Source organism: Ethanoligenens harbinense YUAN-3, assembly GCF_000178115.2.
GTDB lineage: Bacteria > Bacillota > Clostridia > Oscillospirales > Ethanoligenentaceae > Ethanoligenens > Ethanoligenens harbinense.
On record NC_014828.1, the window covers coordinates 867094 to 890989 of the forward strand.

General features: G+C 54.1%; 21 protein-coding genes and 4 tRNA genes. 8 read left to right on the forward strand and 17 right to left on the reverse strand.

Annotated features, from left to right (window positions below):
• Window positions 1-100 precede the first annotated feature (100 nt).
• The 3 genes from ETHHA_RS04030 to ETHHA_RS04040 all read left to right on the forward strand — a co-directional run bounded on the left by ETHHA_RS04030 (window position 101) and on the right by ETHHA_RS04040 (window position 2252).
• Window positions 101-1162 (forward strand): type IV pilus twitching motility protein PilT, encoded by a 1062-nt coding sequence (locus ETHHA_RS04030; protein ID WP_013484731.1) that lies wholly within the window; start codon window positions 101-103, stop codon window positions 1160-1162.
• A gap of 114 nt (window positions 1163-1276) precedes the next feature.
• Complete coding sequence (locus ETHHA_RS14395; RefSeq protein ID WP_013484732.1) at window positions 1277-1717, forward strand: type II secretion system protein; 441 nt, start codon at window positions 1277-1279, stop codon at window positions 1715-1717.
• A 121-nt stretch (window positions 1718-1838) separates the two neighbouring features.
• On the forward strand, window positions 1839-2252 hold the full coding sequence (locus tag ETHHA_RS04040) for a type II secretion system protein (protein WP_013484733.1): 414 nt from the start codon (window positions 1839-1841) through the stop codon (window positions 2250-2252).
• 55 nt (window positions 2253-2307) lie between these two features.
• On the opposite strand, the gene ETHHA_RS04045 is transcribed toward ETHHA_RS04040, so the two are convergent.
• The 11 genes from ETHHA_RS04045 to galE all read right to left on the reverse strand — a co-directional run bounded on the left by ETHHA_RS04045 (window position 2308) and on the right by galE (window position 12447).
• The gene (locus ETHHA_RS04045; protein ID WP_013484734.1) at window positions 2308-3078 is read right to left on the reverse strand and encodes a sigma-70 family RNA polymerase sigma factor; all 771 of its coding nucleotides are present in this window, start codon (window positions 3076-3078) and stop codon (window positions 2308-2310) included.
• A gap of 33 nt (window positions 3079-3111) precedes the next feature.
• On the reverse strand, window positions 3112-3702 hold the full coding sequence (locus ETHHA_RS04050) for a PulJ/GspJ family protein (RefSeq protein WP_013484735.1): 591 nt from the start codon (window positions 3700-3702) through the stop codon (window positions 3112-3114).
• 18 nt (window positions 3703-3720) lie between these two features.
• Entirely contained in the window at window positions 3721-4098 is a 378-nt protein-coding gene (locus ETHHA_RS04055; RefSeq protein WP_013484736.1) for a type II secretion system protein, read from the reverse strand.
• The gene (locus ETHHA_RS04060) at window positions 4095-5723 is read right to left on the reverse strand and encodes a polymer-forming cytoskeletal protein (RefSeq protein ID WP_013484737.1); all 1629 of its coding nucleotides are present in this window, start codon (window positions 5721-5723) and stop codon (window positions 4095-4097) included. The genes ETHHA_RS04055 and ETHHA_RS04060 overlap by 4 nt, the downstream gene beginning before the upstream one ends.
• A 35-nt stretch (window positions 5724-5758) precedes the next feature.
• Complete coding sequence (locus tag ETHHA_RS04065) at window positions 5759-6571, reverse strand: hypothetical protein (protein ID WP_013484738.1); 813 nt, start codon at window positions 6569-6571, stop codon at window positions 5759-5761.
• Window positions 6568-7125: a PilN domain-containing protein gene (locus ETHHA_RS04070; RefSeq protein WP_013484739.1), complete on the reverse strand. Its 558-nt coding sequence runs from the start codon at window positions 7123-7125 to the stop codon at window positions 6568-6570. Before ETHHA_RS04070 ends, ETHHA_RS04065 begins: the two co-directional genes overlap by 4 nt.
• An 11-nt stretch (window positions 7126-7136) precedes the next feature.
• Window positions 7137-8147: a pilus assembly protein PilM gene (gene pilM, locus ETHHA_RS04075; protein ID WP_013484740.1), complete on the reverse strand. Its 1011-nt coding sequence runs from the start codon at window positions 8145-8147 to the stop codon at window positions 7137-7139.
• Window positions 8148-8182: 35 nt separating this feature from the next.
• Window positions 8183-9394, reverse strand: coding sequence for a type II secretion system F family protein (locus ETHHA_RS04080; protein WP_013484741.1), 1212 nt, complete (start codon window positions 9392-9394; stop codon window positions 8183-8185).
• 336 nt (window positions 9395-9730) lie between these two features.
• On the reverse strand, window positions 9731-10495 hold the full coding sequence (locus ETHHA_RS04085) for an ABC transporter permease (RefSeq protein WP_013484742.1): 765 nt from the start codon (window positions 10493-10495) through the stop codon (window positions 9731-9733).
• The gene (locus ETHHA_RS04090) at window positions 10492-11157 is read right to left on the reverse strand and encodes an ABC transporter ATP-binding protein (RefSeq protein WP_341349192.1); all 666 of its coding nucleotides are present in this window, start codon (window positions 11155-11157) and stop codon (window positions 10492-10494) included. Before ETHHA_RS04090 ends, ETHHA_RS04085 begins: the two co-directional genes overlap by 4 nt.
• Before the next feature lie 267 nt (window positions 11158-11424).
• Window positions 11425-12447, reverse strand: a complete 1023-nt coding sequence (galE, locus tag ETHHA_RS04095) for a UDP-glucose 4-epimerase GalE (protein ID WP_013484744.1) — start codon at window positions 12445-12447, stop codon at window positions 11425-11427.
• A gap of 512 nt (window positions 12448-12959) precedes the next feature.
• On the opposite strand from galE, the gene ETHHA_RS04100 reads away from it, so the two are divergent.
• From ETHHA_RS04100 to ETHHA_RS04115, 4 genes are all read left to right on the forward strand, one after another.
• A complete protein-coding gene (locus ETHHA_RS04100) occupies window positions 12960-14066 on the forward strand; it encodes a BMP family ABC transporter substrate-binding protein (RefSeq protein WP_013484745.1) in 1107 nt (368 codons plus the stop codon).
• A 123-nt stretch (window positions 14067-14189) separates the two neighbouring features.
• Window positions 14190-15701, forward strand: coding sequence for an ABC transporter ATP-binding protein (locus ETHHA_RS04105; RefSeq protein ID WP_013484746.1), 1512 nt, complete (start codon window positions 14190-14192; stop codon window positions 15699-15701).
• Window positions 15691-16770: an ABC transporter permease gene (locus ETHHA_RS04110; protein WP_013484747.1), complete on the forward strand. Its 1080-nt coding sequence runs from the start codon at window positions 15691-15693 to the stop codon at window positions 16768-16770. The genes ETHHA_RS04105 and ETHHA_RS04110 overlap by 11 nt, the downstream gene beginning before the upstream one ends.
• The gene (locus tag ETHHA_RS04115) at window positions 16767-17699 is read left to right on the forward strand and encodes an ABC transporter permease (protein ID WP_013484748.1); all 933 of its coding nucleotides are present in this window, start codon (window positions 16767-16769) and stop codon (window positions 17697-17699) included. Before ETHHA_RS04110 ends, ETHHA_RS04115 begins: the two co-directional genes overlap by 4 nt.
• Before the next feature lie 199 nt (window positions 17700-17898).
• Here the strand turns inward: ETHHA_RS04115 and ETHHA_RS16205 are convergent, their stop codons facing one another.
• The 5 genes from ETHHA_RS16205 to ETHHA_RS04140 all read right to left on the reverse strand — a co-directional run bounded on the left by ETHHA_RS16205 (window position 17899) and on the right by ETHHA_RS04140 (window position 19412).
• A complete protein-coding gene (locus tag ETHHA_RS16205; RefSeq protein ID WP_013484749.1) occupies window positions 17899-18504 on the reverse strand; it encodes a CatB-related O-acetyltransferase in 606 nt (201 codons plus the stop codon).
• 496 nt (window positions 18505-19000) lie between these two features.
• Window positions 19001-19091: transfer RNA gene (locus tag ETHHA_RS04125), tRNA-Ser, on the reverse strand.
• 64 nt (window positions 19092-19155) lie between these two features.
• Window positions 19156-19231 (reverse strand) — tRNA-Thr (locus ETHHA_RS04130).
• Window positions 19232-19234: 3 nt separating this feature from the next.
• Window positions 19235-19311 (reverse strand) — tRNA-Asp (locus ETHHA_RS04135).
• 25 nt (window positions 19312-19336) lie between these two features.
• Window positions 19337-19412: transfer RNA gene (locus ETHHA_RS04140), tRNA-Trp, on the reverse strand.
• A 787-nt stretch (window positions 19413-20199) separates the two neighbouring features.
• Between ETHHA_RS04140 and ETHHA_RS14400 the strand changes: the two genes are divergently transcribed.
• Complete coding sequence (locus ETHHA_RS14400; protein ID WP_013484751.1) at window positions 20200-22956, forward strand: methyl-accepting chemotaxis protein; 2757 nt, start codon at window positions 20200-20202, stop codon at window positions 22954-22956.
• A gap of 142 nt (window positions 22957-23098) precedes the next feature.
• Here the strand turns inward: ETHHA_RS14400 and ETHHA_RS04150 are convergent, their stop codons facing one another.
• A complete protein-coding gene (locus ETHHA_RS04150) occupies window positions 23099-23887 on the reverse strand; it encodes a Cof-type HAD-IIB family hydrolase (RefSeq protein ID WP_159033352.1) in 789 nt (262 codons plus the stop codon).
• Window positions 23888-23896 lie beyond the last annotated feature (9 nt).

Below are 23896 nucleotides of genomic sequence, written 5' to 3' on the forward strand. Positions count from 1 at the left end.
GTTTTCATACCCTCTCGTATCCAGTGTACGCGTCTGAAGCTCCGGAATGCCGGAGCGGGAAAAAGGAAACGACAGTGAAGAAGAGAAAGAGGAATGCAGCATGAAACGGGTCGATGAATTGCTTTTTAAAGCGATGGACTGCAAAAGCTCCGATCTGCACCTCACGGTGGGGGTGCCTCCCATGGTGCGGATCAACGGCCTGCTCCGGCCACTGGAAGGCTATGATGTTCTGCTGCCCGAAGACACGCAGGAAATTGCCGCTTCCATGCTTACGGAAGCGCAAAACCAAGAGGTGGAAACAAAAGGCCAAACGGATTTTTCGTATGTGATACAGGATGTCGGACGTTTCCGTGTCAATATCTACAAGCAGCGGCGCAGCTATTCCATCGCTATCCGCGTGCTGGCGGCAACGATGCCGACCATTGAAAGCCTGGGCCTGCCGGGCACGCTCAAGGAGCTGGCGCTCAGGCCGCGCGGCCTTGTGCTCGTTACCGGGCCGACGGGCAGCGGCAAGTCCACCACGCTGGCGGCCATGGTGGATTATATCAATATGAACCGGCGCTGCCATGTGCTGACCATCGAAGACCCGATCGAATACCTGCACAAGCACAAGAACAGCATCGTCAACCAGCGCGAGGTCGGCGACGATACCGATTCTTTTGCCGGGGCGCTGCGCTCCGCTTTGCGTGAGGACCCGGATGTCATTCTCGTGGGCGAGATGCGCGATCTGGAGACCATCTCCACTGCCATCTCCGCTGCCGAAACCGGCCACTTCGTGCTTTCCACGCTGCACACCAACGGCGCCGCGCAGACGGTCGACCGCATCATCGATATGTTTCCGCCCTTCCAGCAGCAACAGATACGCGTACAGCTTTCCTCGGTGCTGCAGGCGGTCATCACGCAGCAACTGCTGCCCAACGTGCTGCACGACGGGCGGGTGGTCGCCATGGAGCTGATGCTCTGCAACGACGCTGTGCGCAACATGATACGCGACAACAAGTGCCACCAGATCGTTACCGCGTTGCAGACCGGCATCAAGCAAGGCATGATGCCCATGGATTATTCGCTCAGCCGCTTGGTGAAAGCAAACCAGATCACGCAGGCGGAAGCGATGTCGCACAGCATGGATAAGGAAACGCTGCGTCGCTACCTGACCATGTGAATCGTTTCAAAAAAAAAATTTTGAAACGTGTCTGGAAATCCGGTTTGGCGGTATAAAGAAAACAGAAACATAAGAATTGTGCTGAAAACGGTCTATGAAATGGGAGGGTACCATATGATTAAGTCACTTGTGAAAACACGTGAAAAACTCCGTAAGAACAAAAAAGGCTTTACCCTGATCGAACTCCTCGTCGTCATCGCCATCCTCGCCGTCCTCGCGGCGATCCTCATCCCTGTCGTTGGTGGGTTCATTGGCAGTGCCCGGAAAAATGCCGCGACTGCGGATGCCCGTTCCGTTTATTCCGCAACCACCACTTATCTCGCGCAAAACACGGGAGATTTCAGCGGCGGTTATAATGCGACTACTAACGGCATCAGTGATGCTAATCTCGAACAGTATCTGGGTGGCACTCCGACTACTTGGAACTTCAAAATTACAGCTATCGATATAACATATGATTCCACAACGGGGACATCAACTGTGCATAGTGTCACTATCACAGAACCCCAAACTGGTGGTACTTCTTACACGTTTGATGGTGTGCACATCTCGTAATCTGAGGGTAGCTTTTAAAGTAAGTTTACAAAAACCGCCGGTTTGGCCGGCGGCTTTTTGTTACCATTTTGAGCGACTTCGTGCATTGAATTGGAATGGGATTGAAAGATGGGGGCTACATATGGTCAAGGCACTTGCGGAAACCCATGGAAAACTACGCAGGAGCAAAAAAGGTTTTACTCTCATCGAGCTTCTCGTCGTCCTCGCTATCCTCACCATTCTCGTGGCAATTTTGATTCCTGTTGTAGCTGGATTTATCCATAAAGCAAAGCAGAGCGCGTCTAACACTGATGCGCACACGGTTTTTACCGCTGCAGCAGCGTATGTGGCGCTTCACGATGATACGACCTTTACAAGTTTGGGTAGTGCCGCCTCGACGGGTAAAGTTCCGATCACCACCGCCGATCTTTCAAATTATATTGGAAGCAATTACAGCTTTACCATTACAAAAATCACGATTAACGGCGGCGTGGTGGCTGGCGTGCAAGTCTCGGAGTTTGGCGGGACATTCACCGGCACCTATGGAACCGTGTAGGGGACTGCCCTGCGGCGCAAAAACGAACCGGCTCCGCAACGCGGAGCCGGTTCGTTTATTTTCCCTTTATCATCTTGAATGATTTCGATGAATCAATAATATGGAAGCTTGGCCCGCCGAGCAGGGTGGCCAGCGATTTGAGCCCCGCTGATTTCACACGGCTGACCTTGCGCTGGTTCAGCCCCAGCTCGGCGGCGGTCTGTTCCTGCGTAAGCCCGCGGAAGAACAAGGCGGAAATCACGCGGCGCTGTAGTTCGTCGAGTTTTTCCATTGCCTGCGCGAGCGCCAGCCTGTCTTCCAGCGGCAGGTGAAATGGCTGCATCTGTGTGGAACTGATCTTCTCAATATCCAAGTCGGAAAAGGCGACCAGCCCCGCCCGCAGCACCTCTCGCACGCCCTCGGGCCGGATGCCGAGTTCGTCAGCCAGCTTGTCTTCTTCCGGCGGCGGTTCACCGTCCTCCGCCGTGCGTTCCAGCACTTTCTCCGCCTGTTCCTGCAATCGGTTGAGACAGCCCGGGCGACGATAGACCCGTTCCTTGCGCGCAAAATGCCGGATTTCCCCGATGATGCAATGGGACGCCCATGTGGAGAACAGCACACGCCCGTCATAACTTTTTATGGCTTTGACAAGGCCCAGCATGCCGGTTTGCGCCGTATCCTCAAGCGGGCAGCCCACGCCGTACAGCGCGGCAAAATGATAGACCAAGGGCCTGCCAGCCAAAACGACCGCCTCCAGCGCGGCGTCGCTGGGGGTGGCGGTATAGCAGGCGTAGGCTTCGTTGATATCGGGGCCGGATGAGGTTTGCAGTTTGGCTGTTTGTTCCATGTTATCACATCCCTGCTGTCAAAAAACGCGCTGTCATGGCGAGGTATAAGGCGTAAAACCGATCAAGGCGCCCCCGTTTGGATTGCCACCGGTGTTGTCCGTGATGGACGCGCTGGTGAACCCCCTGCCAATATTGTTGATGGGAATGTCGGTGTTGAGCGTGTAGTTGTCATTTGCGTTGGCATTGTTATAAATGGAAATTGTAACATGGAGCACGGCCGCTGAGGTTTCTTTGAAGCTCACGGTCACGGTGTATCCTTTAAAGTAGCCTTTTTGAAAAGCAATTTCCGGTGCGCCAGACTTTGGATTGATAATCAAGGCGGCGTTTGCGGTTCCGCCGGATGGCGTAGTGTCAAAATACAGGTAGCCATTCGTGCAACTGGAAAGGAATGAGGGGTCGTTATAAATGGTCAGGCTGGTGCTGTTCTGCACCGTGTTTTTGATTTTTTGCTCAAGCAGCAGCGCCATGGTGTGTTCATCAAACTTGTAGTTCGTGTTTTTGACGATATTGTTGCCGAACACCATGATGCCGCCGATGGCCACGAGCACAATGGAGGTGATGGCCAGCACGACCACCAGCTCAATCAGCGTAAACCCTTGCCTGTTTTTTAAGTGTTTTTTCATCACGCTCACACTTTCGGTTCAGTTGGGGGTGAAGTTCCAGTAGGTGACGGAGCCGCCCGGCGTGTCCGACGTCGTGCCGGTTTCGTAGGTGCCGGTCACGGTGGAGGCCGCGCCGCCGATGGTAACGATGACATCGCCGCCCGTACTGCTTACGGATGTGGTGGCCGCATCCCCTGCGGCGACACTCGCAGTGCCGGTTGCGCCCGCAGCCTTGAGTGAATTTTTGCTGCGCGGCATGGTCTTGCTCATGATGTTCAGCCCGACGACCAGCGCAGTGCCGATGAGCACTACCACGATGGTAAGCAGCGCTAAAGCTACGATGACCTCGACCAGCGTCATGCCCTTTTGTTCGCGCAGGCAAATGGGGTGCTTTTTCAAGTTATGCAGCTTTTTCATTTGTCAGCCCACCCATCCAAAGTCCATGAGCCAGTGCCACCACCGCCGGAACCGGAGCCTGATGCCATTCCATTTAGAGGTGTTCCACTTAAATCCGGGGGAGCAATGTATTGCAATTTGACATTATTGCTAATGATTATTGACTGCGCGCATACACTTCCAAAAAGTTTATAAGTGTATGTATTGGCCCCACCGGCTGTGAAGGTGCCATTTGGAAGATAAATATATCCGTCAAATCTTGTATCACTTGATAAAGTGACGCTCTGGCCGGAACTGCCGCTTTCGCCTATGATAAATATTTCCGGCTGTGCATTTGCATTATTATTACTGTCATTATTGCTCATTATCAATGCACAGTTTCCATTTGTAATGTTCAAAGAAGTGTTATTACCTCTTAAATATACAAAAAGTTTGTTAGGGCCTGTTACAATGAGGTGAATATTGCTGGGAACCGTTTGCGCTGAATTAATGACGACATTGATATCATGAGCAATAGTATTAAATTTTATAACATAGTTACTGTATCCCTTTATTTTTGAATCAAAACTGAGAACACAGTCATCATTTATGGAATAAGTGTTGCCTGAGCTAAATGTGCTCGTTCCAATATTTATTGAAGTATAACCAGATGGTGCGGCAATGCTGTTGAAAGTCGGGGTGTCAAAGTCAATAACTACCGGAGATACTGTCGCGTTTTCAGTTGCCATGCCACCAACGAAAGTGGAGATGTTGCCCCAAGTATAAGTGTAAGTTCCCCCGGTGGTCAGATTACCATTGATCCTATTCGATCCGCCGGAAAAACTGGCATTCCCACCAAAGGTCGCATTACCAGTTATATTGCCGTTGGAAAGTGTACCGCTTTGGCCAATGTACACGCTACCGTTTACCTTTCCACTTCCGGACATAATTAAATCATTTGTTGCATAGACATCCCCGTTTGTGATTCTACCGCTACCAGTTATTGTAACCGTACCCTTTGCCTTCACACCAGTTAATCCGCTCCCGTCACCATCTAAAGTGACGTCACCATTTGAGAGTAAGGTTCCGTTTATAACAGAACCATTCCCGTAGGAAAATGAACCGTTTGCCACAATATTACCCGTTAATTGACTTTGACCTAATGTGGCCGAGCCATTTACATAAATAAGATTATCAAATGGATATATAGGTAAAGGAGCACTACTTGATTTCATATATGCGATAGCGGTGGCTGTGATGCCATGGACGGTCGCGGTGGAGGCCACTTTCAGCGATGTCGCACTTATTTTCGTAATAGTAATGGGGCAGCTTTGCACATTTTTGAGAGCGGTGGCAGGAGTAGTGGTGGGTAATTTGAATGTGGGTGTGGCGCTTAGCGTGTTTCCAGTTGTCAAAGCATTGACACTATCCCGTAAGTTCGTGGTATTTGGATCGCTTATATATTTCATTGTAGCGCTCACGGCAGATTTTGCCGCAAAATACGCCTGTTGCTGGTAGATCTGCGCCTGTGTCTGGCTGCCGGATGCAAGCGAAAGGCTGATCACGGCGGCGCCGAGCACGACGAACACAACAAACACGATCAGCACGGCAATGAGCGCACTGCCGGTCTGCTCTCGATATTTCCGATACATTCGTTTGATGTTCATGGCTATCCGCCCCCTGGTCGAGGTCAACCCGATTGTCACATGATGTCGCTCTTGCCGGCGGGCGCAGGCAAGGTCCAGGCAAAAACGGTGTCCGTATCGTCCGGTTTTTCAGCGCCGTAGCACCGCAGCACCACCGTGGCGTTTTGCGGCGTGATATCCAGCTTTGTAACCTGCACGGTCTTGCCGCTGTTTTTGATGGTGTCGAGCAACGCCTTGAACCCGCCGTAGTTGCCGGTGAGCTGAAGTGTGACATCCTCACTCAGTAAAGAACCGGTGGCACTGGAGCTGGAACCGGTGCTTTTAGTGGTTTGCGATGCATTGCTGTTTTGCGCAGTGGCGGATGTGCTTTTCGATGCGGTGCTGTTGCCGGCTGTGCCGCTTGAAACCGTGTGGCCTTTAAATTCTTCGGCATAGGTCTTCAACAGATAGGTGAGCGTATTTGCCGTTGTCACCTGCGAGCCGCTGCCGGACGACTGCTGGGTTGTGGTCGTCTGGCCTATATCGGTGACGGCGGGGGTGGAAAATTTGATGGAATTTACGGACAATCCGTTTGCCGCAGTCAACCCGAGCAGCCAAAGGTTCAACTGCTCGTTGTCTACCGACGGCAGGATGCTCGCAGCCGCGGTATCGGCTGCCGTCGCCGCCTTTTTGACGGTGCTGTCCAGTTTGGATGCCGTCGCCAGGTTCGTCCGGGCAATGTCCTGCTTGGTCTGCATGTCGAGCAGGGTTTGGGTATGTACCGAGAGGGTTGTGAATGCCGGTGTGATCAGGAGCTTGATGCCCACGAACAGCACCACCACGATGCCCAGCAGAAACACCAGAATCTTCTCACGCAGATTCAGCGTCATTGCCCTCCGCCCCCTTTCAGCGTGCAGGTGATGGTAAAGCTGCAGGAAGTCCCGCCCTTTACCACGCCGTCGTAGGTGGCATAGTCAAATTTTCCGCTTGCTTTGAGTGCGTTGGTGAAGACGGCGGCCGATTTTTCATCGGTCGCGGCGCATGTCAGCTTGATGGCCATATCCGTGTAGTTCAGGTCGCTCACGGTCACATCCGCCGGCTGAGCTTTCGCAATGGCGCCAAGCAGATCGGAGTCCACGACCGGCAGGGAGGTGAACGCTTTGGCGTTTTTGGCCGCGAGCGCTTCATATTGTTTCAGATAGGCGGTTTTTCGGTTTGCCTCGCTCACGGCCGAGGCCACGGAGGTGACATTGCGCTGTGCCAGAAAACTGCTGATGGAGCGGTTCTGCGCCTGCACGGTGGCGTCGTCAATCTTGATGAACGCGAACACCCCGGCCATGACCACGACGCAGCTCAGGAGCACCGATAGCCCGGCAATGGTCGCCTTGTCATAGCCCGCGGCGCCGGAATGATAGACTGAGAAAAAATTGATGTCTCTTTGCATGTCCCGTCACCTCACAGTCTGATGAGTGCGCCAATCGCATTGGCGTATTCTGCTATATTGATGTCGCCCGCTTTCACCTTTGAGACGCTCCGCACGGTCTGAACCGGCAGTCCCGTTGTCGTGCCCAGAGCGTCTTCCAGCCCTTTGATTTCGGAAAGGCTGCCGTAGAGGTAAACGCAGGCAACTGGGTTTGCCGAGTTGCGGCGTAATTGGAACTGGTTCATTTTCTGCAATTCTTCGGCCAACTGGCCGACGTATTGGCGTGCCGCACCGCTGAGAATGGAGTCCAGCCGGATTTCATCCGCTGTGATGTCCAGCCCGCTGAGGGAATGGCTTTCGGTATTGCCCAGTCCGGCATTCTCCACGACGAGACGGAATTCCTCGGAAGAGACGGGAGCCAGGCGGGAAAATGCCCGCTGTCCTTCGCTGAAGAGATGGATCTCAGCCGTGTCGTGCTCAATGCCGACAAACAGCGCCGATTTTCCGCCGACGGCCGTGCCGTTTATATTCTCGCCGAGGAACAGTTTTTCCACCGAGTTGGCATGTGTGTCCAGCGCCACCGGCTTAAACCGGACGCTGCGGAAAATCGAATAGTATTCGTCCACCGTTTCTTTGGGAATGGCATATGCCCACACGTTGTTTATGGACGATTTGGCCTTGGCGTCGTCTCCTGTCAGGGAATATTCATAAACGAAATCGGTCGTGTCGCTCACGACCTGTTGCAATTCATTACGCACCATCAGGGTGAGTTCCCTTGGTTTGGCAGGCGGCAGTTCCAGCCTGCGCGACAGGATGGAACTGCTGCTGATGGTCATTACCATGTTGGTTGATCTGAAATTTTTCAGTGCGTGCAGTTTGCTGAGAGCCATTACAAAGGCGGCATGGTTTCTGACGATTCCGTCTTCCACGGTTCCTTCCGGAAGCCGCATTTTCCCGCTGTTGACAACGGTTACGGTCCCTCCGTTCGCGTTGCCCTCGACGGCATAAAGAAACTGGCTGCTCACATCCACTGAAAACAACATGGCCTCATCCCCCTCTTTTTTCTATCTCTGGATTGTCACGAAGTACTGCCGATTGAACCGTAAACGCTGTAGATGGGTGTGATGATGGAAACGATGATAAAGCCCACGATCAAAGCAAGCACCACGATCATGATGGGCTCGATAAGCGAAACCATTTGCTGGATGGCTGTATCCGCCTCGTCATCGTAAAAGGCGGCGGTTTTGTTCAAAATCTCATCCATATTACCGGATTCTTCGCCGATGTTCAGCATGGAACACAGCATCACAGGGAAAATCTCCAGTTTGCGTATGGAACCCGAAATGGAGACGCCCCGGCGCACATCTTCAGTCGCCTGTAACAGGCCGGCCTTTACATAGGTGTTTTTGATTACCCGCGTTACGATCTCGATAGACTGGATAATGGGCAGGCCGCTGCTGAACAGGGAAGCCAGCGTTCTGGCAAACCGCGCCGATTCCAGGGTGAGCAGGATTTTACCGAAAATGGGAAAACGCAGCTTCATGCGGTCCCAGCCCATGCGCGTTTTTTCATTTCTCATCAACAGCACCCACGCAAAGTAGACCGCAATGACCCCAATGATAAAAAGGTACCAATAGCCGGTCATCGCGTTGCTGATGCTTAACAGAATCTTGGTAGTGGTGGGAATTTTGCCGCCGAACTGATCGAACATTTTCAGAAAGGTCGGCATAATGAACGTGAGCAGGAAAATGACCACCGCGACCGACATGCAGACAAGAAAGATCGGATACACCATGGCCTGCTTCACCTTGTTCTGCAGCTTGTTGTCTTTTTCATACTGTGTGGCCATCCGGTTCATGACGGTGTCGAGCGTACCGCTGGCTTCGCCCGCCGCCACCATGTTGAGCAGCAGTTCCGGAAAGGCGTCCTGCAGAGCCATCGCCTTTGAAAGCGACTCGCCCCGCTGCACCGCTTCGTAGACACCCAGAACGATTGCCTTGATATTTTTTTTGGTCGTCTGCTGATAAAGAATATCCAGACATTTGATGACCGAAAGACCGGAGTTGAGCATGGTGCTGAACTGCCTGCAGAAAATGCTCAGATCCTTAAGCTTGATTTTTTTGCTGCCGAAACGGATCTCTTTCTGTTGCAGTCCGGTTTCATGCACGCTGACGCAAAATTGGCCGTGTGACCGGAGTGTGCGATAAAAGGACTCGATGTTGTCCGCTTCCAGAACGCCATTGAATGTTTTGCCGCTTATGTCTTTGGAAACATATTGGAATTCCGGCATTTTCTTCACCCTTTTCACTGAGGTCTCGTTAAAAACAGAACGGCACAATTATACTATAATTATATAGAATTCAAGGGAAATAGCAATAGATTATCAAAAACTTACAAAAATATATAAGAATATACAAAGCAGATTTGACAAAATGATGGTTCCAATAAGACGAATACATGGTTGGATTTGGATGACTCATCGGAACGCCTGTTTTGTTAACGGCGATGCGGTGGAGAACGGTGTGAGACCCGCTGCTTGGGCATCAATATGTATACAAGCGGGTTCGCCGGTAAAAAGGAGCGCGGCGGTTGCGGCAATCAGTCCATAGTGCTTCCACCGGTGCGTTCAAGGGATTGGGACCAGTTGTTTCCTTTTATTGAAGAATCCCCTGTAAGAGAGATAACAGGCGATGAACGAGGAGATGGCCGTGGTCGAAAGCAGCATGAACGTGACCATGATCTGGTACTTGATGGCCGTGAGCGGCGATATGCCGGCGAGGATGAGTCCGGTCATTGTTCCGGGGAGGGAAACGATGCCGAGGGTTTTGGCCGAGTCGATGGTGGGGAGCATGCCGGTGCGGATGCTTTCGCGGATGATGTTGATCGATGAGGGCAGCACGTCCGCTCCGAGCGCCAGCTTGGTTTCCACTTCGTTCCGCCTGTCTGCAAAATCCGCTTTCAAATGGCGGTAGCACAGGCCAAGGGCGACCATGGCGTTGCTGACGATCATGCCGCTGATGGGGATAATCTGATAAGCGGTATATTGAATGGCATTTGCCAGCACCAGCACGGCCAGCGTGGTGCATGTGCCGATGAAAATGGCCGCAAACGAGATCCAAAGGCCGCCCCGGATGCCTTTGCCGCGCCGGGAGGCGTTCCAGGCGGCGTTGAAGATCATAAAGAGCATCAGCAGCGTGGTGAACAAAGGACTTTTGAGGCCGAAAATATAGGTGAGCGCATACCCGACCGCGATGAGCTGCACGACGGCGCGCACCACACTGATGACGAGCTCTTTTTCAAGCCGGAGCTTTTGCACATAGGAGAACACCAGCGATACGCACACCAGAAGGGAAGACACCAAAAGCGAGGCCACGCTGACATCGGTTTTCATCGGAGTACCTCCAGCGACTGTAGTGTTCCGTCTGCCACGGTGAGCAGTTTACGGGCGTATTTCCTGCTTTGTTCGGGGTTGTGGGTTACCCACAGCACGGTGACGCCCCTGCTGTTGAGACCGGTAACGGCGTTTTCCACGATTTTGGTATTTTCTATGTCCAGCGCCGAGGTGATTTCGTCGAGCAGCAGGATTTCCGGCTGAAACAGAAGGGTGCGGATAAGGGCGATGCGCTGTTTTTCTCCACCCGAAAGATTGTGGACCGGCTGGTTGAGGAAGGTTTCGTTCATTTCAAACTGTTCGAACAGGCGCCGGATATGGTCAAAATCGGGGGGCAAGCGGCGGATCGCATAGGGAAAGCGCATGTTTTCTTCCACCGTCTTGCCAAACAGCACCGGTGTTTGAAAACAATAGGCCACCCGCCTGCGCAGCTCCGTAGGGTTTTGCTGCATTATGTCGGCGCCGTCCAGGAAAATGGAACCTTGCGTCGGGCTGATGAGATGACAGCAAAGTTTGAGCAGTGTGCTTTTGCCGCTGCCCGAGGGGCCCACAATGGAAACGAAATCGCCTGCTTCAAAGTCGATGGAAATGTCATGGAGGATCTCTCTATGGTCAGCCGTATAACAGACTCCCTGAAGCGCCAGATGAGCCAATTTCAGCACCCGCCTCCTGGTAATTTCATACCCGTGATTGCTTTCATTATATCGTGTTTGATTTTGGCGCGCAATGGCAGGATTGCCTCCCTGTTTGCAAGACGGAGACAAGCGGCCGCAGCGTGTGGGAAGTAGAAAATACAACAAGTATAAAAACCGATGTTTTCCCGATTGGCTTTGACACGAAACGGGCGCCATCCAGGCGCCCGTTCTTACGGTCTTTGTTCTATTGGCCGGCCGGTCTGCGGCTGCGGCAGGGGGTACGGACGTTTTTTATTAGCCGTTGGTTTCATCCGGATATCCGTCGGGGTTGTTGGATTGCCACGCCCACAGGTCGCGGCACATTTCGTCGATTCCCTTTTCGGTTTTCCAGCCCAGGTCGCGCAAGGCTTTGGAGGGGTCTGCATAGTTTTCAGCTACATCGCCGGCCCGGCGGGGTGCAAACGCATACGGGATAGTTTTGCCGCACGCCTTTTCAAACGCGGCGACCACCTGAAGGACACTGTAGCCCACACCCGTGCCGAGATTGTAGATATGCACACCGGATTCGATTGCTTTTTTCAGCGCGCAGACGTGCCCTTTCGCCAGATCGACCACGTGGATGTAATCCCGTACGCCGGTGCCGTCCGGGGTGGGGTAGTCGTTTCCGAACACCTTGAGTTCTTTCAGTTTGCCGGTGGCCACCTGCGCAATGTAGGGTGTGAGGTTGTTTGGAATGCCCTTGGGATATTCGCCGATCAGCCCGCTTTCATGCGCGCCGATGGGGTTGAAATACCGCAGCAGCACAACGCTCCAGCGTGCATCCGCGGTAAAGATATCCCGTAGGATCTCTTCGGTCATCAGTTTGGTGCGGCCATACGGGTTGGTGGCCGAAAGCGGAAAATCTTCCGTGATGGGCACTGTTTTGGGGACGCCGTATACGGTGGCGGAGGAACTGAAGATGATGCTGCGCACCCCTGCTTCCTGCATGGCCCGGCAAAGCGTTATTACCCCGCCGATGTTGTTTTCATAGTAGAGCAGCGGCTTCTGTACCGATTCGCCCACGGCTTTGAGGCCCGCGAAATGGATGACGACGTCGATGGAATGTTTCTCAAAGATGGATTTGAGCAGCGCGGCATCACGCACGTCGCCCTCGTAAAAGACCGGTTTTCGTCCGGTGATCTTTTCCACACGGTTCAGCGCTTCTTTTTTGCTGTTGTACAGATTGTCGATCACGACCACGTCGTGTCCGCTTTCCAAAAGCTCCACGCATGTATGGCTGCCGATGTATCCTGCGCCGCCGGTTACTAAAATAGTCATGAACATCCATTCCTTTCTTGTATGCAGGCCGCGGATGCGCCAAAAGGCGCCGTCCGGTCGACCATACACCATATTATACTTATACACAGAAGTTTTCAAGCGGTTCTGTGCCGGCACCCGCCGTCCCTAGACGAACCGGTATTTTCCAACGGCGATGCACCGCAACTTTGTGTGATGTGAAAAACGGCTTTCCACGGAGGCCTTTTTCAATGAAATCCGACGGAACTCGCGGCACAGCTCTTGTGTGGGGCGGACGAGTTGTGTATAATAGACGGAGCATGGCGTGTGTTCGCGGCAATGGAGCTGTACCGAATCGGTATGGCTCTTTTAGATGATAGAGAGAAATTGCCCTGCACCGGTTTTTGCCGTGCCCTGAAGCCAGGCCATGGAAACCCGCTTTTGAAATGTGGCGGGTGGGCCTTGTCGGATCGGCTGTATGGATTTTTTCAAGATACAGAAAGGAGCCGGAAAACGGCTCTGGGATGTTGCAGGAGTGGGAGGAAAAAAACAGCATGAAAAAAAGCAAACGCAGTGTGCTGCTGGCGCTCTGCCTGGCGGTCGCGGTTGTGGTCGCGTTTGCGGGGTGCAGCAAGAGCGGAAGCGGTTCGTCAGGCCAGAAGATCAAGGTCGCATTTGTATATGTAGGACCTACCGGCGATGCGGGCTACACCTACGCACAGGATCTCGGCCGCAAATATCTGGCCCAGAAAATGCCCAATGTGCAAACCAGCTATGTGGAAAACGTGCCGGAAACGGCCGACTGCGAGCGTGTGTTCACCCAACTGGCGCAGCAGGGCAACAAGGTCATTTTCGGCACCAGCTACGGGTATATGGATTACATGCTGGATGTCGCCAAAAAGTTCCCAAACGTCGTGTTTGAGCATTGCAGCGGCTATAAGACGTCCACCAACATGGGCACCTATTTCAACCGCGATTATCAGGCCAGATACCTGACCGGCATGGTGGCGGGGAAGTACTCCAAGAGCGGCGTGCTCGGCTTCGTGGCACCGTTCGGTACGCCGGAAGTCATCCGCAACATCGATGCGTTCACGCTCGGCGCACGGTCCGTCAACCCGAATATCAAGGTCAAGGTTGTCTGGACAAACTCCTGGAACGATCCGCCCACGGAAAAAACCGCTTCCAACAGCCTGATAGACGCGGGCGCGGATGTTCTGGCAATGCATGTCGATTCTCCGTCTTTCGCGGAGACGGCTCAGACGCGCGGTGTATTCTCCATTGGGCATGATTCCAATATGTCGAAATTTGCGCCGAAATCCATCCTGGTGGGCGACGTGTCCAACTGGGGCCCGTATTTTGTGAAGACGGTCCAGTCGGTGATCGCCGGCACGTGGAAATCCGAACAGTATTGGGGCGGCATCGCCGACGGCGGTGTCATCGACATCACGCCGTTCAGCTCGCAGGTCAGCAAAGACTTCCAGCAGCAGGTGCTTGCCAAGAAAAGCGATATCGTCAAAGGTACGTTTGATCCGTTCAGCGGCCCGGTCTATGACCAGAGCGGCGCGCTGAAGATCGCCCAAGGGCAGAAAGCTACCGACGATCAGTTGCTTTCGATCGACTGGTTCGTCAAAGGCGTGGAAGGCTCCATACCGAAATCGTAAGACAGATTCTTTACACAAAGACATGCAGCGAAACGCAAACCGGTCGACAGCTTGTTCGCCGGTTTGTGTTTTGTGCGGGCCTTTGTGCCGGTTGCGCGTGGGACGCGGAAGGAGAGAACGCCAATGGCACCCATGGCGGAAATGAAGAACATTACCAAGGACTTTCCCGGTGTGCGCGCCAACGACCGCGTGTCGTTCTCGGTGGAAGCCGGCGAGATACACGCTCTGCTGGGTGAAAACGGCGCGGGCAAAAGCACGCTGATGAGCGTGCTGACGGGATTGTATATGCCGGACGAAGGGGAAATCCGTCTGAACGGGAAACCGGTCTGTTTTTCCTCGCCGAAAGATGCGGTGAACCGCGGCATCGGCATGGTGCACCAGCACTTCAAACTGGTGCAGTCCTTTACCGTGGCTGAAAATGTGATGCTCAGCATGCCTGACCTGCCGCAGTTTTACAGCCCCAAAGAGATCGAACGGAAAGTGCGGGGCTATTCCGAGGCGTTTGGACTGTCCATTGACCCGCGTGCGAAGGTGTATCAGCTTTCGGTCGGCCAGCAGCAGCGTGTCGAGATCATCAAGCTTCTTTGCCGCGGCGCGAATCTGCTCATTCTCGACGAGCCGACGGCGGTTCTCACGCCGCAGGAGGCCGACCAGCTTTATGCCACGCTGCACAGGATGGCCGGGGACGGAAAAGCCGTGATCCTCATCTCACACAAGATGCGCGAGGTGATGGAGAATACCGACCGCATTACCGTGCTGCGGGATGGCAGGTCCATCGACACCGTGGTGACCAAAGAGACCAATGAGCAGGAACTGGTGCGGATGATGGTCGGGCGGGAGATTGCTAAAGTCGGGAAAAGAGAGACCGCCGTACGGTCGGAAACCGTACTGGAACTGCGGAATGTCTCCGTGAGCTGCGACGGCCCGGACAGACTGCACGCGGTTTCCATGGCGGTGCATGCCGGGGAAATTTTCGGCGTGGCAGGCGTGGACGGCAACGGGCAGAAGGAACTGGCCGACCTGGTCGCCGGTCTGGTGCGCGCCTCATCCGGCAGTGTATACATCGAGGGCAGGGATCACACCGAAGACACCCGCCGGCAGCGTATCGACGCGGGCGTGGCTTATGTGCCGGAAGACCGTATGACGACCGGGCTGGTCACCGACCTCGGCGCCTGCGAGAACATGGCACTGCTCGATTACCGCAAAGCCAAAGGCGGATGGATTCCCTGGCGGTCGGTGCGCAAGCGCACCGATCATCTGGTCGAGAAGTTTGACATTAAGCTGGCGTCGATCTCCAATCCGGTGAAAATGCTTTCCGGCGGCAATATCCAGAAGCTGCTGCTTGCCCGGGAGATCGAATCCCAGCCCAAACTCATCATTGCGGTCTACCCGATGCGCGGGCTGGATATCGGCGCGGCCGATACTGTCCGGCGCCTGCTCATCGAGCAAAGCCGACAAGGGCGTGCTATCCTGCTTATATCGGAAGATATGGAAGAACTGCTCACCATGTCCGACCGCATCGCGGTGCTGCATGGGGGCGAGATCATGGGGTGTGTCCGCCCGGATGAGGCCAGCCAGGAGGAGATCGGCCTGATGATGGCGGGCCGCAGAAAGGAGGGCGCGCATGCTTCCTGAATTTTTGCACGGGTGGCAGATAAAAAAAGTCAATGCCGGGTCTACCCGGAAACAGGTGCTTATTTCACTGATATCGATTGCGTTGGGGCTGTTGTTCTGCGGCGTACTGGTCTTTTTCAGCGGTGACGATCCCCTGAGCCTTTACCAGCAGATTTTTTCTTCCGCGTTCGGTTCGCTTTACGGTTTTTCCGAAACGGTCGTCGAGGCGATCCCGCTCGCCCTCTGCGCGCTGGGTGTGATGGTCGCGTTCCGCATGAAGCTGTGGAACATCGGCGCGGAAGGGCAGTTTTACATGGGCGCGTTCGGCGCCACATTCCTTGCGCTCACGTTTCCGCAGCTGCCGGCCATTCTCCTGCTGCCGCTGATGGCGCTGGCCGGACTGGTTTGCGGCGGTGTGTGGGCGCTGCTGCCCGCCATCCCCAAGGCGCTTTGGAACGTCAACGAGACCATCAGCACGCTGCTGATGAACTACATCGCCATTTTGTGGACCACTTACCTTGTGTTTGGCCCGTGGCGTGACCCCAAAGGAAAAAACTTTCCGCTCACCGTCGCTTTTTCATCCGGCGCCACGCTTCCCACGCTGGGCGGGACGCGTATCAGCATTTCGCTCATCGTTGCGGTGCTGCTGGCGGTCGGCCTGTTTTTTGTGTTCCGGTATTCCAAATGGGGATATGAGATTCGTGTGAGCGGCAGCAGCAGGAAAGCAGCCGATTATGCCGGTATGCATTACGTCAGAAACGTGCTGCTGGTGCTGTTTGTCAGCGGAGCGATTTCCGGTTTTGCCGGCATGGCGGAGGTTTCCGGTGTGATCCACCGCCTGCAGCAGAGCATTTCACCCGGATACGGCAACACGGCCATCATCATCGCACTGATCGCCCGGCTGAATCCGTTGAGCATCCTGCTCGTGTCGTTTTTGATGGGCGGCTTGTTGGTGGGCGGCTACAGTCTGCAGACGGCGGGCTTTCCGTCCAGTATGGTCGCCATGTTCCAGGGCGCTATCCTGTTCTTTGTGCTGGCGGGCGAGATGTTCAACAACTATCGTCTGGTCCGGAAGGAGGTGCGCGCATGACCCTGGCTTATATTGTCGCTATTTTGGCGGCGGGCGTGGTGGCGGGCACGCCCATTCTGTATGCGTCGCTTGGGGAAGTGATTGCGGAGCGCTCCGGCGTGATGAACCTGGGCGTGGAGGGCATGATGCTGGTGGGCGCGGTCACCGCGTTTTCGGTCTGCACGTCCACCGGTAGTCTGTGGCTCGGCCTGCTGGTCGCCATCATCGTCGGCGGCTTGATGGGCCTGCTGCATGCGTTGCTCACCATTACGTTCCGCGCCAATCAGGTGGCCTGCGGCGTGGCGCTCACCATTTTTGGCACCGGGCTGTCGGCTTATCTGGGCAAGTCGTTCGTCGGCGTGCCGTCCGTTGCCAGTTTCGGGACAGTGGCGGTGCCGGTGCTGTCGCAGATCCCGGTTGTTGGAAAGATTTTATTCCAGCAGGATCTGATGGTCTATATCAGTTATATCCTGGTGATCGCGGTGGCGTTTCTGCTTTATCGATCCAAAGCGGGGCTGCTGGTGCGCGCCGCGGGCGAAAACCCGTCGGCTGTGGATGCCCAGGGCCACAATGTGTTTTTGGTCCGGTATGCCTGCGTGGCAATCGGCGGAATGTTTGCCGGCGCGGCCGGCGCCTACCTTTCGCTGGCGTTCTCACCGTCGTGGACGGAAAATATGTCTTCCGGGCGCGGGTGGATTGCCATCGCGCTGGTGATCTTTGCCGTTTGGGACCCCGGGCGTGCGCTTGTGGGGGCTTATCTGTTCGGCATCATCAATTCGCTTGGTCTGCATCTGCAGGCGCTCGGCGTGATGATTCCTTCGTATTTCCTACAGATGCTCCCGTATGCGTTTACGCTGGTCGTACTGATTCTGACCACGGCACAGACTAGGCACCGGCGCGCGGGCACGCCGGCGGCTCTGGGCGTTCCGTATATCCGCGAAGAGCGGTAGCGTGCCTGCCCGTCGGGCGTACGGAGCGGCGACGCTGTGTGCAGATGCGTACCGCTCTATGCCCATGTGAAAATTTCGATAGGAAAAAGCCGAGGGCCCGACGGATTTGCGGGTCTGCGGCTTTTGATTTGCTGAAAAACTGCACCGCGTAAAGGCTCCGTGGAACGCACCGCGAGGCATTTTGTTTCGTGTTCTCCGTTCAATTTTTATGGGGCGCGACCTTTTCGGCATAATAATGAAGCAGTGCTTCCAGATCGCCGCTTTGCAGCAGCGGGATCGCATGGAAAAGGTTTGCATCGTCCCAGTTCCACCATGCCGCCGTCAGGAGTTTTTCAATGATATTGGGTGCAAACCGGTATCGGATCCATTTCGCCGGATTGCCGGCGGCCACGGCATAGGGCGGGACGTCTTTCGTGACGGTGGCGTTTGCGCCCACGACGGCACCGTCACCGATGCTGACGCCTGAAAGAATGGTGGCGCAGGACCCCAGCCAGACATCGTTGCCAATGGCCACATCCCCTTTGCTTTTCGGGTGCCCTTTCAAATAGGCAAATTCGCTCATCAGTGCGTTAAACGGATAGGTGGTGACCCAGTCGGGCCGATGCTCTCCACCGAGAAATATGGTGACACCCTTTGCAATGGAACAGAATTTTCCGATTTTCAGTACAGTGCCTTCGCCCCAACTGAAAACTTTCGGCTGGCCATAGGTAAAATCGCCGACTTGGATAAGGGGGCTGGCATAGAGTTTTTGCTCTTGCGCAATCCGCCTGCGCAAAGCGTCCAGCGCTTCGGATGATTCCGGCATCGTACTCAGACCTCCCTGTTTATGATGCTATTGTCTGCGGACAGCCGTTTCCTCTCAAAAGGCAGGACAAAAGCCACCCAATATCGAGCACAATACTGCATTTTCATTATATGCCGCATACGGCGTGATGCTTCCCCGTGTCGGATTGCCGGGCAAAATGGCTTGCAACAATGCGCAAGCTGAAAACAAATCGGAGCTTATACCTGACTGAGAAGAAATGATAAAATGAGAAGAAGGCGTCGTCATTCGTCACTTACAAATGGTCATGCAAAAAGGAAAAGATTGTTCCATGCTTTAAGTCTTTGAACAGGCCGCGCTGTAAATGTTCTTTTGCATCTGCCTGCTTTTGTGCGATGGTGTCTGTTCTCTGGTCTGTGGTCGCTATTTGGTCGCTTTTCCGGGCAAAACGTAGATAAAAGACCGGCGCAACGTTCCATCACCAGCAGCACGAAAAAGCCGCAAGTCCAGCAAAATACTGAACTTGCGGCTTCCTGTTTGGCGGAGAGACAGGGATTCGAACCCTGGGGAGCATTTCTGCCCCACACGATTTCCAGTCGTGCCCCTTAGACCAGCTCGGACATCTCTCCTTGTCCAAAACCAATGGAAAAAACAAACCGCTTAGACCCATTCACACGCATCCAAGCGGTTTGTTGGAGCTGATAACGCGATTCGAACGCGTGACCTCATCCTTACCAAGGATGTGCTCTGCCGACTGAGCTATATCAGCACATGGCGACCCGAAGGGGGCTCGAACCCCTGACCTCTAGCGTGACAGGCTAGCGTTCTAACCAACTGAACTACCGGGCCGTATCAAAGAAAAAGAAAGTCCATATGGCAGGGGTAGTAGGACTTGAACCCACGGCACGCGGTTTTGGAGACCGCTGCTCTACCAACTGAGCTATACCCCTAAATCGCAATTCGTGAGCCCAAAGGATCTAACCCCGATACCGAAAGCCGATAGGTCCAAAACCAGTTAAATCCCGCTATTTCCGCACAAAGTAACAAATTTCGTGAAGAAATTCCACACAAAAGCACGGCGGTTTTTCAGAGCGCTTGAACATAATAGCATATCCTACGGTGATTTGTCAAGAAAAAATAATGAATCTTCAAAAAAATAAGAGGCTTGGAATATGGCGCCGTGCGCAAAGGTCTGGGGCATGGGCAACACCTGTGCCTGCGCGGCGGTGTATGTTTAAACAGAGTAACCGCAGCGGGAGAACCAGGGGTTGCCGACACTGTTCCAAAACCCAGAAGTGCTATGAAGTGCTATATGGTTGGGATTCCGCCATAAGTGGCAGTTGACTTATCTGGTGTTTAGAGAAAATATGTATGTTGTTTACAATATATGTTGGGATATATTGTTCTTTTGCATGTGGATATTTTTTCTTTGTCAGTATATGATAGAATGGTTCGCCCCTCCACAGATTGAATAGTGGTTTCCGCATTGATATTCCTCCAACATTTTTATATTCCGCCAACCTTTTTAGCCCTGCGGCTGAGAACATAAACGAATGAAAAAAATTCCATAAACAGCGGGATGCCACAAGCGCCTGACGGCTTTGGAATGTTTATTGGCGTTGACTTTTTCTATACATTGTGCCACAGTGCGCTCCAAACAGACAGATCACCGGTTTGAAACAACTTATAACCGGATTCGGCAAGGGGGACGGGCAAAAAAATGAAGGAGAGTTGTCTGTGAAAAGGCCAAAAGAGCAGAGTATTTCTCAAAAAATAACAAGGGCGGTCGTTTTTGTTGCGCTGTTGAGCAATGTTATTCTTGGTTTGGCGGGTATCATCAGTCTGGTGGTCGTCAACCATACGGCGCAGGAGATTTACGCGCAAAATCTCGTCCCGCTGAATCCTCTGTATTTAGCTTCGAGTGACCTCGCTTCGATACGAGTCGATTGCCGCACACTTCTTACGAGTACGGGCGACCCCAGCGCGACCATACATACAATCAATACAACATTTGACGATATGAAAAAGCAGGCTTCCATTTATCATGACAATATCTCTTCCGGAGTAGAAACGGAAAATTATCGTATTATTGAAAAGGGACTTTCCGACTTTTCAGCATTCCTCGGTAGTTATGAAGCGGCCATCAGCGCGGGTGATAAGGCACAGGCGCAGACATTGCTTACCGATTCGGTCAGTAAAAGCATAAATGACGCGATGACAAAGGCGTTTACACTCAATGTCAATCAGGCGCATGACCGCTATCAATCCGAAATGATCCTGTTTTGGTGTGTTCTTGCGGGCATCATCACGGTCATTGCCGCGTTTATGCTGATCGCGCTCAGAATCGGTAGGCGTGTGGCGCATGTTATCAGCGAGCCGGTTGTGAAAATGGCCGATGTGGCCACCGCGATTGCCAAAGGCGACTTGGAGGTGGATCTGGATATTTCCACGGGAGATGAAACCGAGGTGCTGGCGGAGGCTTGCCGCAGCATCGTCGAGTCGCTCCGCCGCCTGAAAACGGACATACAGATGCTTATCTCGGAGACGCTGGAGGGCAGACTGGACACCCGTGCGGACAGCACGGCACATGAAGGCGGTTACCGTGAAATCATCGACGGCGTGAACACGATGCTCAATACGATCAAAGAACCGTTGGATACGGCATCCGGGTTCCTTGACAGATTGGCTGAGGGGATACATCAGGACGATATCCGGCAAAGCTGCAAGGGGTATTTCGCGACCCTGACCGACAATCTGAACCGCGTCCGGCATTCTGTTGCCATCCTTACCGAAGAAGCCAATAAACTGGCGGAGGCCGGTCTGAACGGCGATCTGGAGACGCGGGGCGATGAAAGCAGGCTGAAAGGCATCTATGCTCAGGTTATTCATGGCGTAAACAAAACGTTTGATGCCTTTAAGGACCCGCTGGATGTTGCCGCTGTGTTTATTTCCAGCCTGGCTGCCGGAGAGCATCAGGAGCCTATCCAGAACCAGTATAAAGGGTATTATGCCGCGCTGGTGGACAACCTGAATGATGTCCGGGCTTCGCTGAATTACCTGGTGGAGGAGTCTTCCAAGCTGACGCAGGCCGGATCACAGGGTGATTTTACAGCGCGAGGGAATGCGGGCACCTTGCGGGGATCTTATGCCCATATCATCAACGGCGTGAACCAAACACTCGACGCTGTCGTCGTGCCGCTTCGTGAATCGGGCGTTGTATTGGGCAAAATGGCGATCAACGATTATTCATCCCAGATGTCGGAAGACTATCCTGGCCTACTGCACGATTTTTCCGTCTCCATCAACGCTGTGCGTGAGCGTCTGCTGGCTATCGAAAAAATTTGCGTGGGCGTCTCGGACGGCGATATGTCTTCCTTGGCAGGTTTGAAAAAGATCGGCAAGCGTTCGGAAAACGACCGGTTGATGCCGGCGCTCATTCGGATGATGCAGACGATTCAGGATCTGATAGAAGACACCAACCGGCAGGCGGAAGCGGCTGTTGCGGGGGATTTGCATATTCGCGGAGACGCCGATAAATTCAAAGGCGAATATCGCAAGATCATTGACGGAATGAACCGGACGATGGCGGCGGTCGCAGCCCCCATCGAAGAATCCTCTACGGTGCTGCAGCAGTTGGCACAGGGCAATCTGACGGTTGAGATGGCAGGAGATTACGCGGGCGAATACAACCGGATCAAGGCATCGCTGAATCAGGCGGTCCAGGCATTCCGCGAGCTGCTGAATGCCGTTGTGATCTCAGCGGATGAGGTCGCCGCGGGCGCGGCACAAGTTTCCGACGCGAGCCAGTCGCTGTCCCAAGGAGCCACCGAGCAGGCAAGCTCGGTTGAGGAACTGACGGCTTCCGTAACGGAGATCGCCTCGCAGACCAGGCAGAATGCTCTGGACGCGGCGCAGGCCAGCGAGCTTGCTTCGGCCACAAGCCAGGAAGCGGAGCAGGGCAATGAAAAGATGCACCGTATGTTGGAAGCCATGCAGGACATCAACACATCGTCCGCCAGCATCTCCAAAATCATCAAGGTGATCGACGACATCGCGTTCCAAACCAATATTCTGGCGCTGAACGCGGCGGTGGAGGCCGCGCGGGCGGGCCAATATGGAAAAGGATTTGCCGTGGTTGCCGAAGAAGTGCGTAACCTCGCGGGAAAAAGCGCGGAGGCCGCCAAGGAAACCACCACGCTGATCGAGAGTTCGGTTGAAAAGGTGAAAGCCGGAACCGAAATGGCGGACGACACGGCTCAGATGTTAAGCGAGATAGCGGAAAGTGTCCAAAAGGCAGCCGTTTTGGTCGGCAGCATCGCCACCGCCTCTAACGAGCAGGCGACGGCCATCGCGCAGATCGACCAGGGCCTGTCGCAGGTTTCCGGCGTGGTGCAAAACAACTCGGCTACGGCCGAGGAGAGCGCCGCATCCAGCGAAGAACTTTCCGGGCAGGCCGACATGCTCAAACAGATGGTCGGCCGGTTCAGCCTGTAAACGGACAAAATACTTGTGCCGACGGATGACCGCGGCGAACGCGACAAACAGGCATGAACAAAACGTTCACGCCTGTTTGTTTATACCTGTTTGATAAAATACCCGATGTATTGTCCCTGCACAGCGCCGCCATTCGGCGGGCTTATAGATCGTTTTGCACGGCAAACGCCCAACCGTCCTCGTCGTTTGTGCGGGTGACAAAATCGGCGGTGTTTTTGACCGATGCCGGCGCATTGCCCATGGCCACGCCAATGCCGGCAAATTCGATCATATCGAGGTCGTTTTCCCCGTCTCCGATAGCCAGTATGTCTTCCCGTGGGATGCCGTAGCGCTTGCACAGGAACGAAACGGCCAGCCGTTTGCTGCTCTCCGGAGGAATGACCTCCAGATAGGTGGGCTTGGAGCGGCAGAAGGTCAGATCGGTGTGTACTTCATGCTCCAGCGCCTGCTTGAGGGCCGTGATCCGATCCGGTTTCGCCATGAACAGGATCTTGTTGGGGCCGGTTCGGGCATCCTCCCATTGTTGAAAGATGTCGGGAAACGGACAGATGTCCGGTGTCAGGCTGGTGATATCCGATTCCTGCCCGGCCCATTCGTCCGGCTGGCCGATGATCCAGCGATCCTGCCGGTACAGGCTGATGTGTATGCCTATCCGCCCGGCGGTTTCAGCGATCTTCCTGGTTTCCGAAAGCGGAAGGAAGCGGCTGAACACAGCCTTGCCGTCCTCCATGATCAGCGCCCCGCCGTAGCAGATGAGGATATCCGGCAGAGCCAGCTCTTTTCGAATGGGCTCCATGCCCTGTGGCATCCGGGCGGATACCAGCACGATCCTCACGCCTTTTCCCAGTGCTTTGGCTACGGCTTGCCGTGTTGCTTCCGTCAGTTGGTGCCTGGTGTTTAGAATCGTGCCGTCGATATCCGAAAAGATCATCCTGCATCC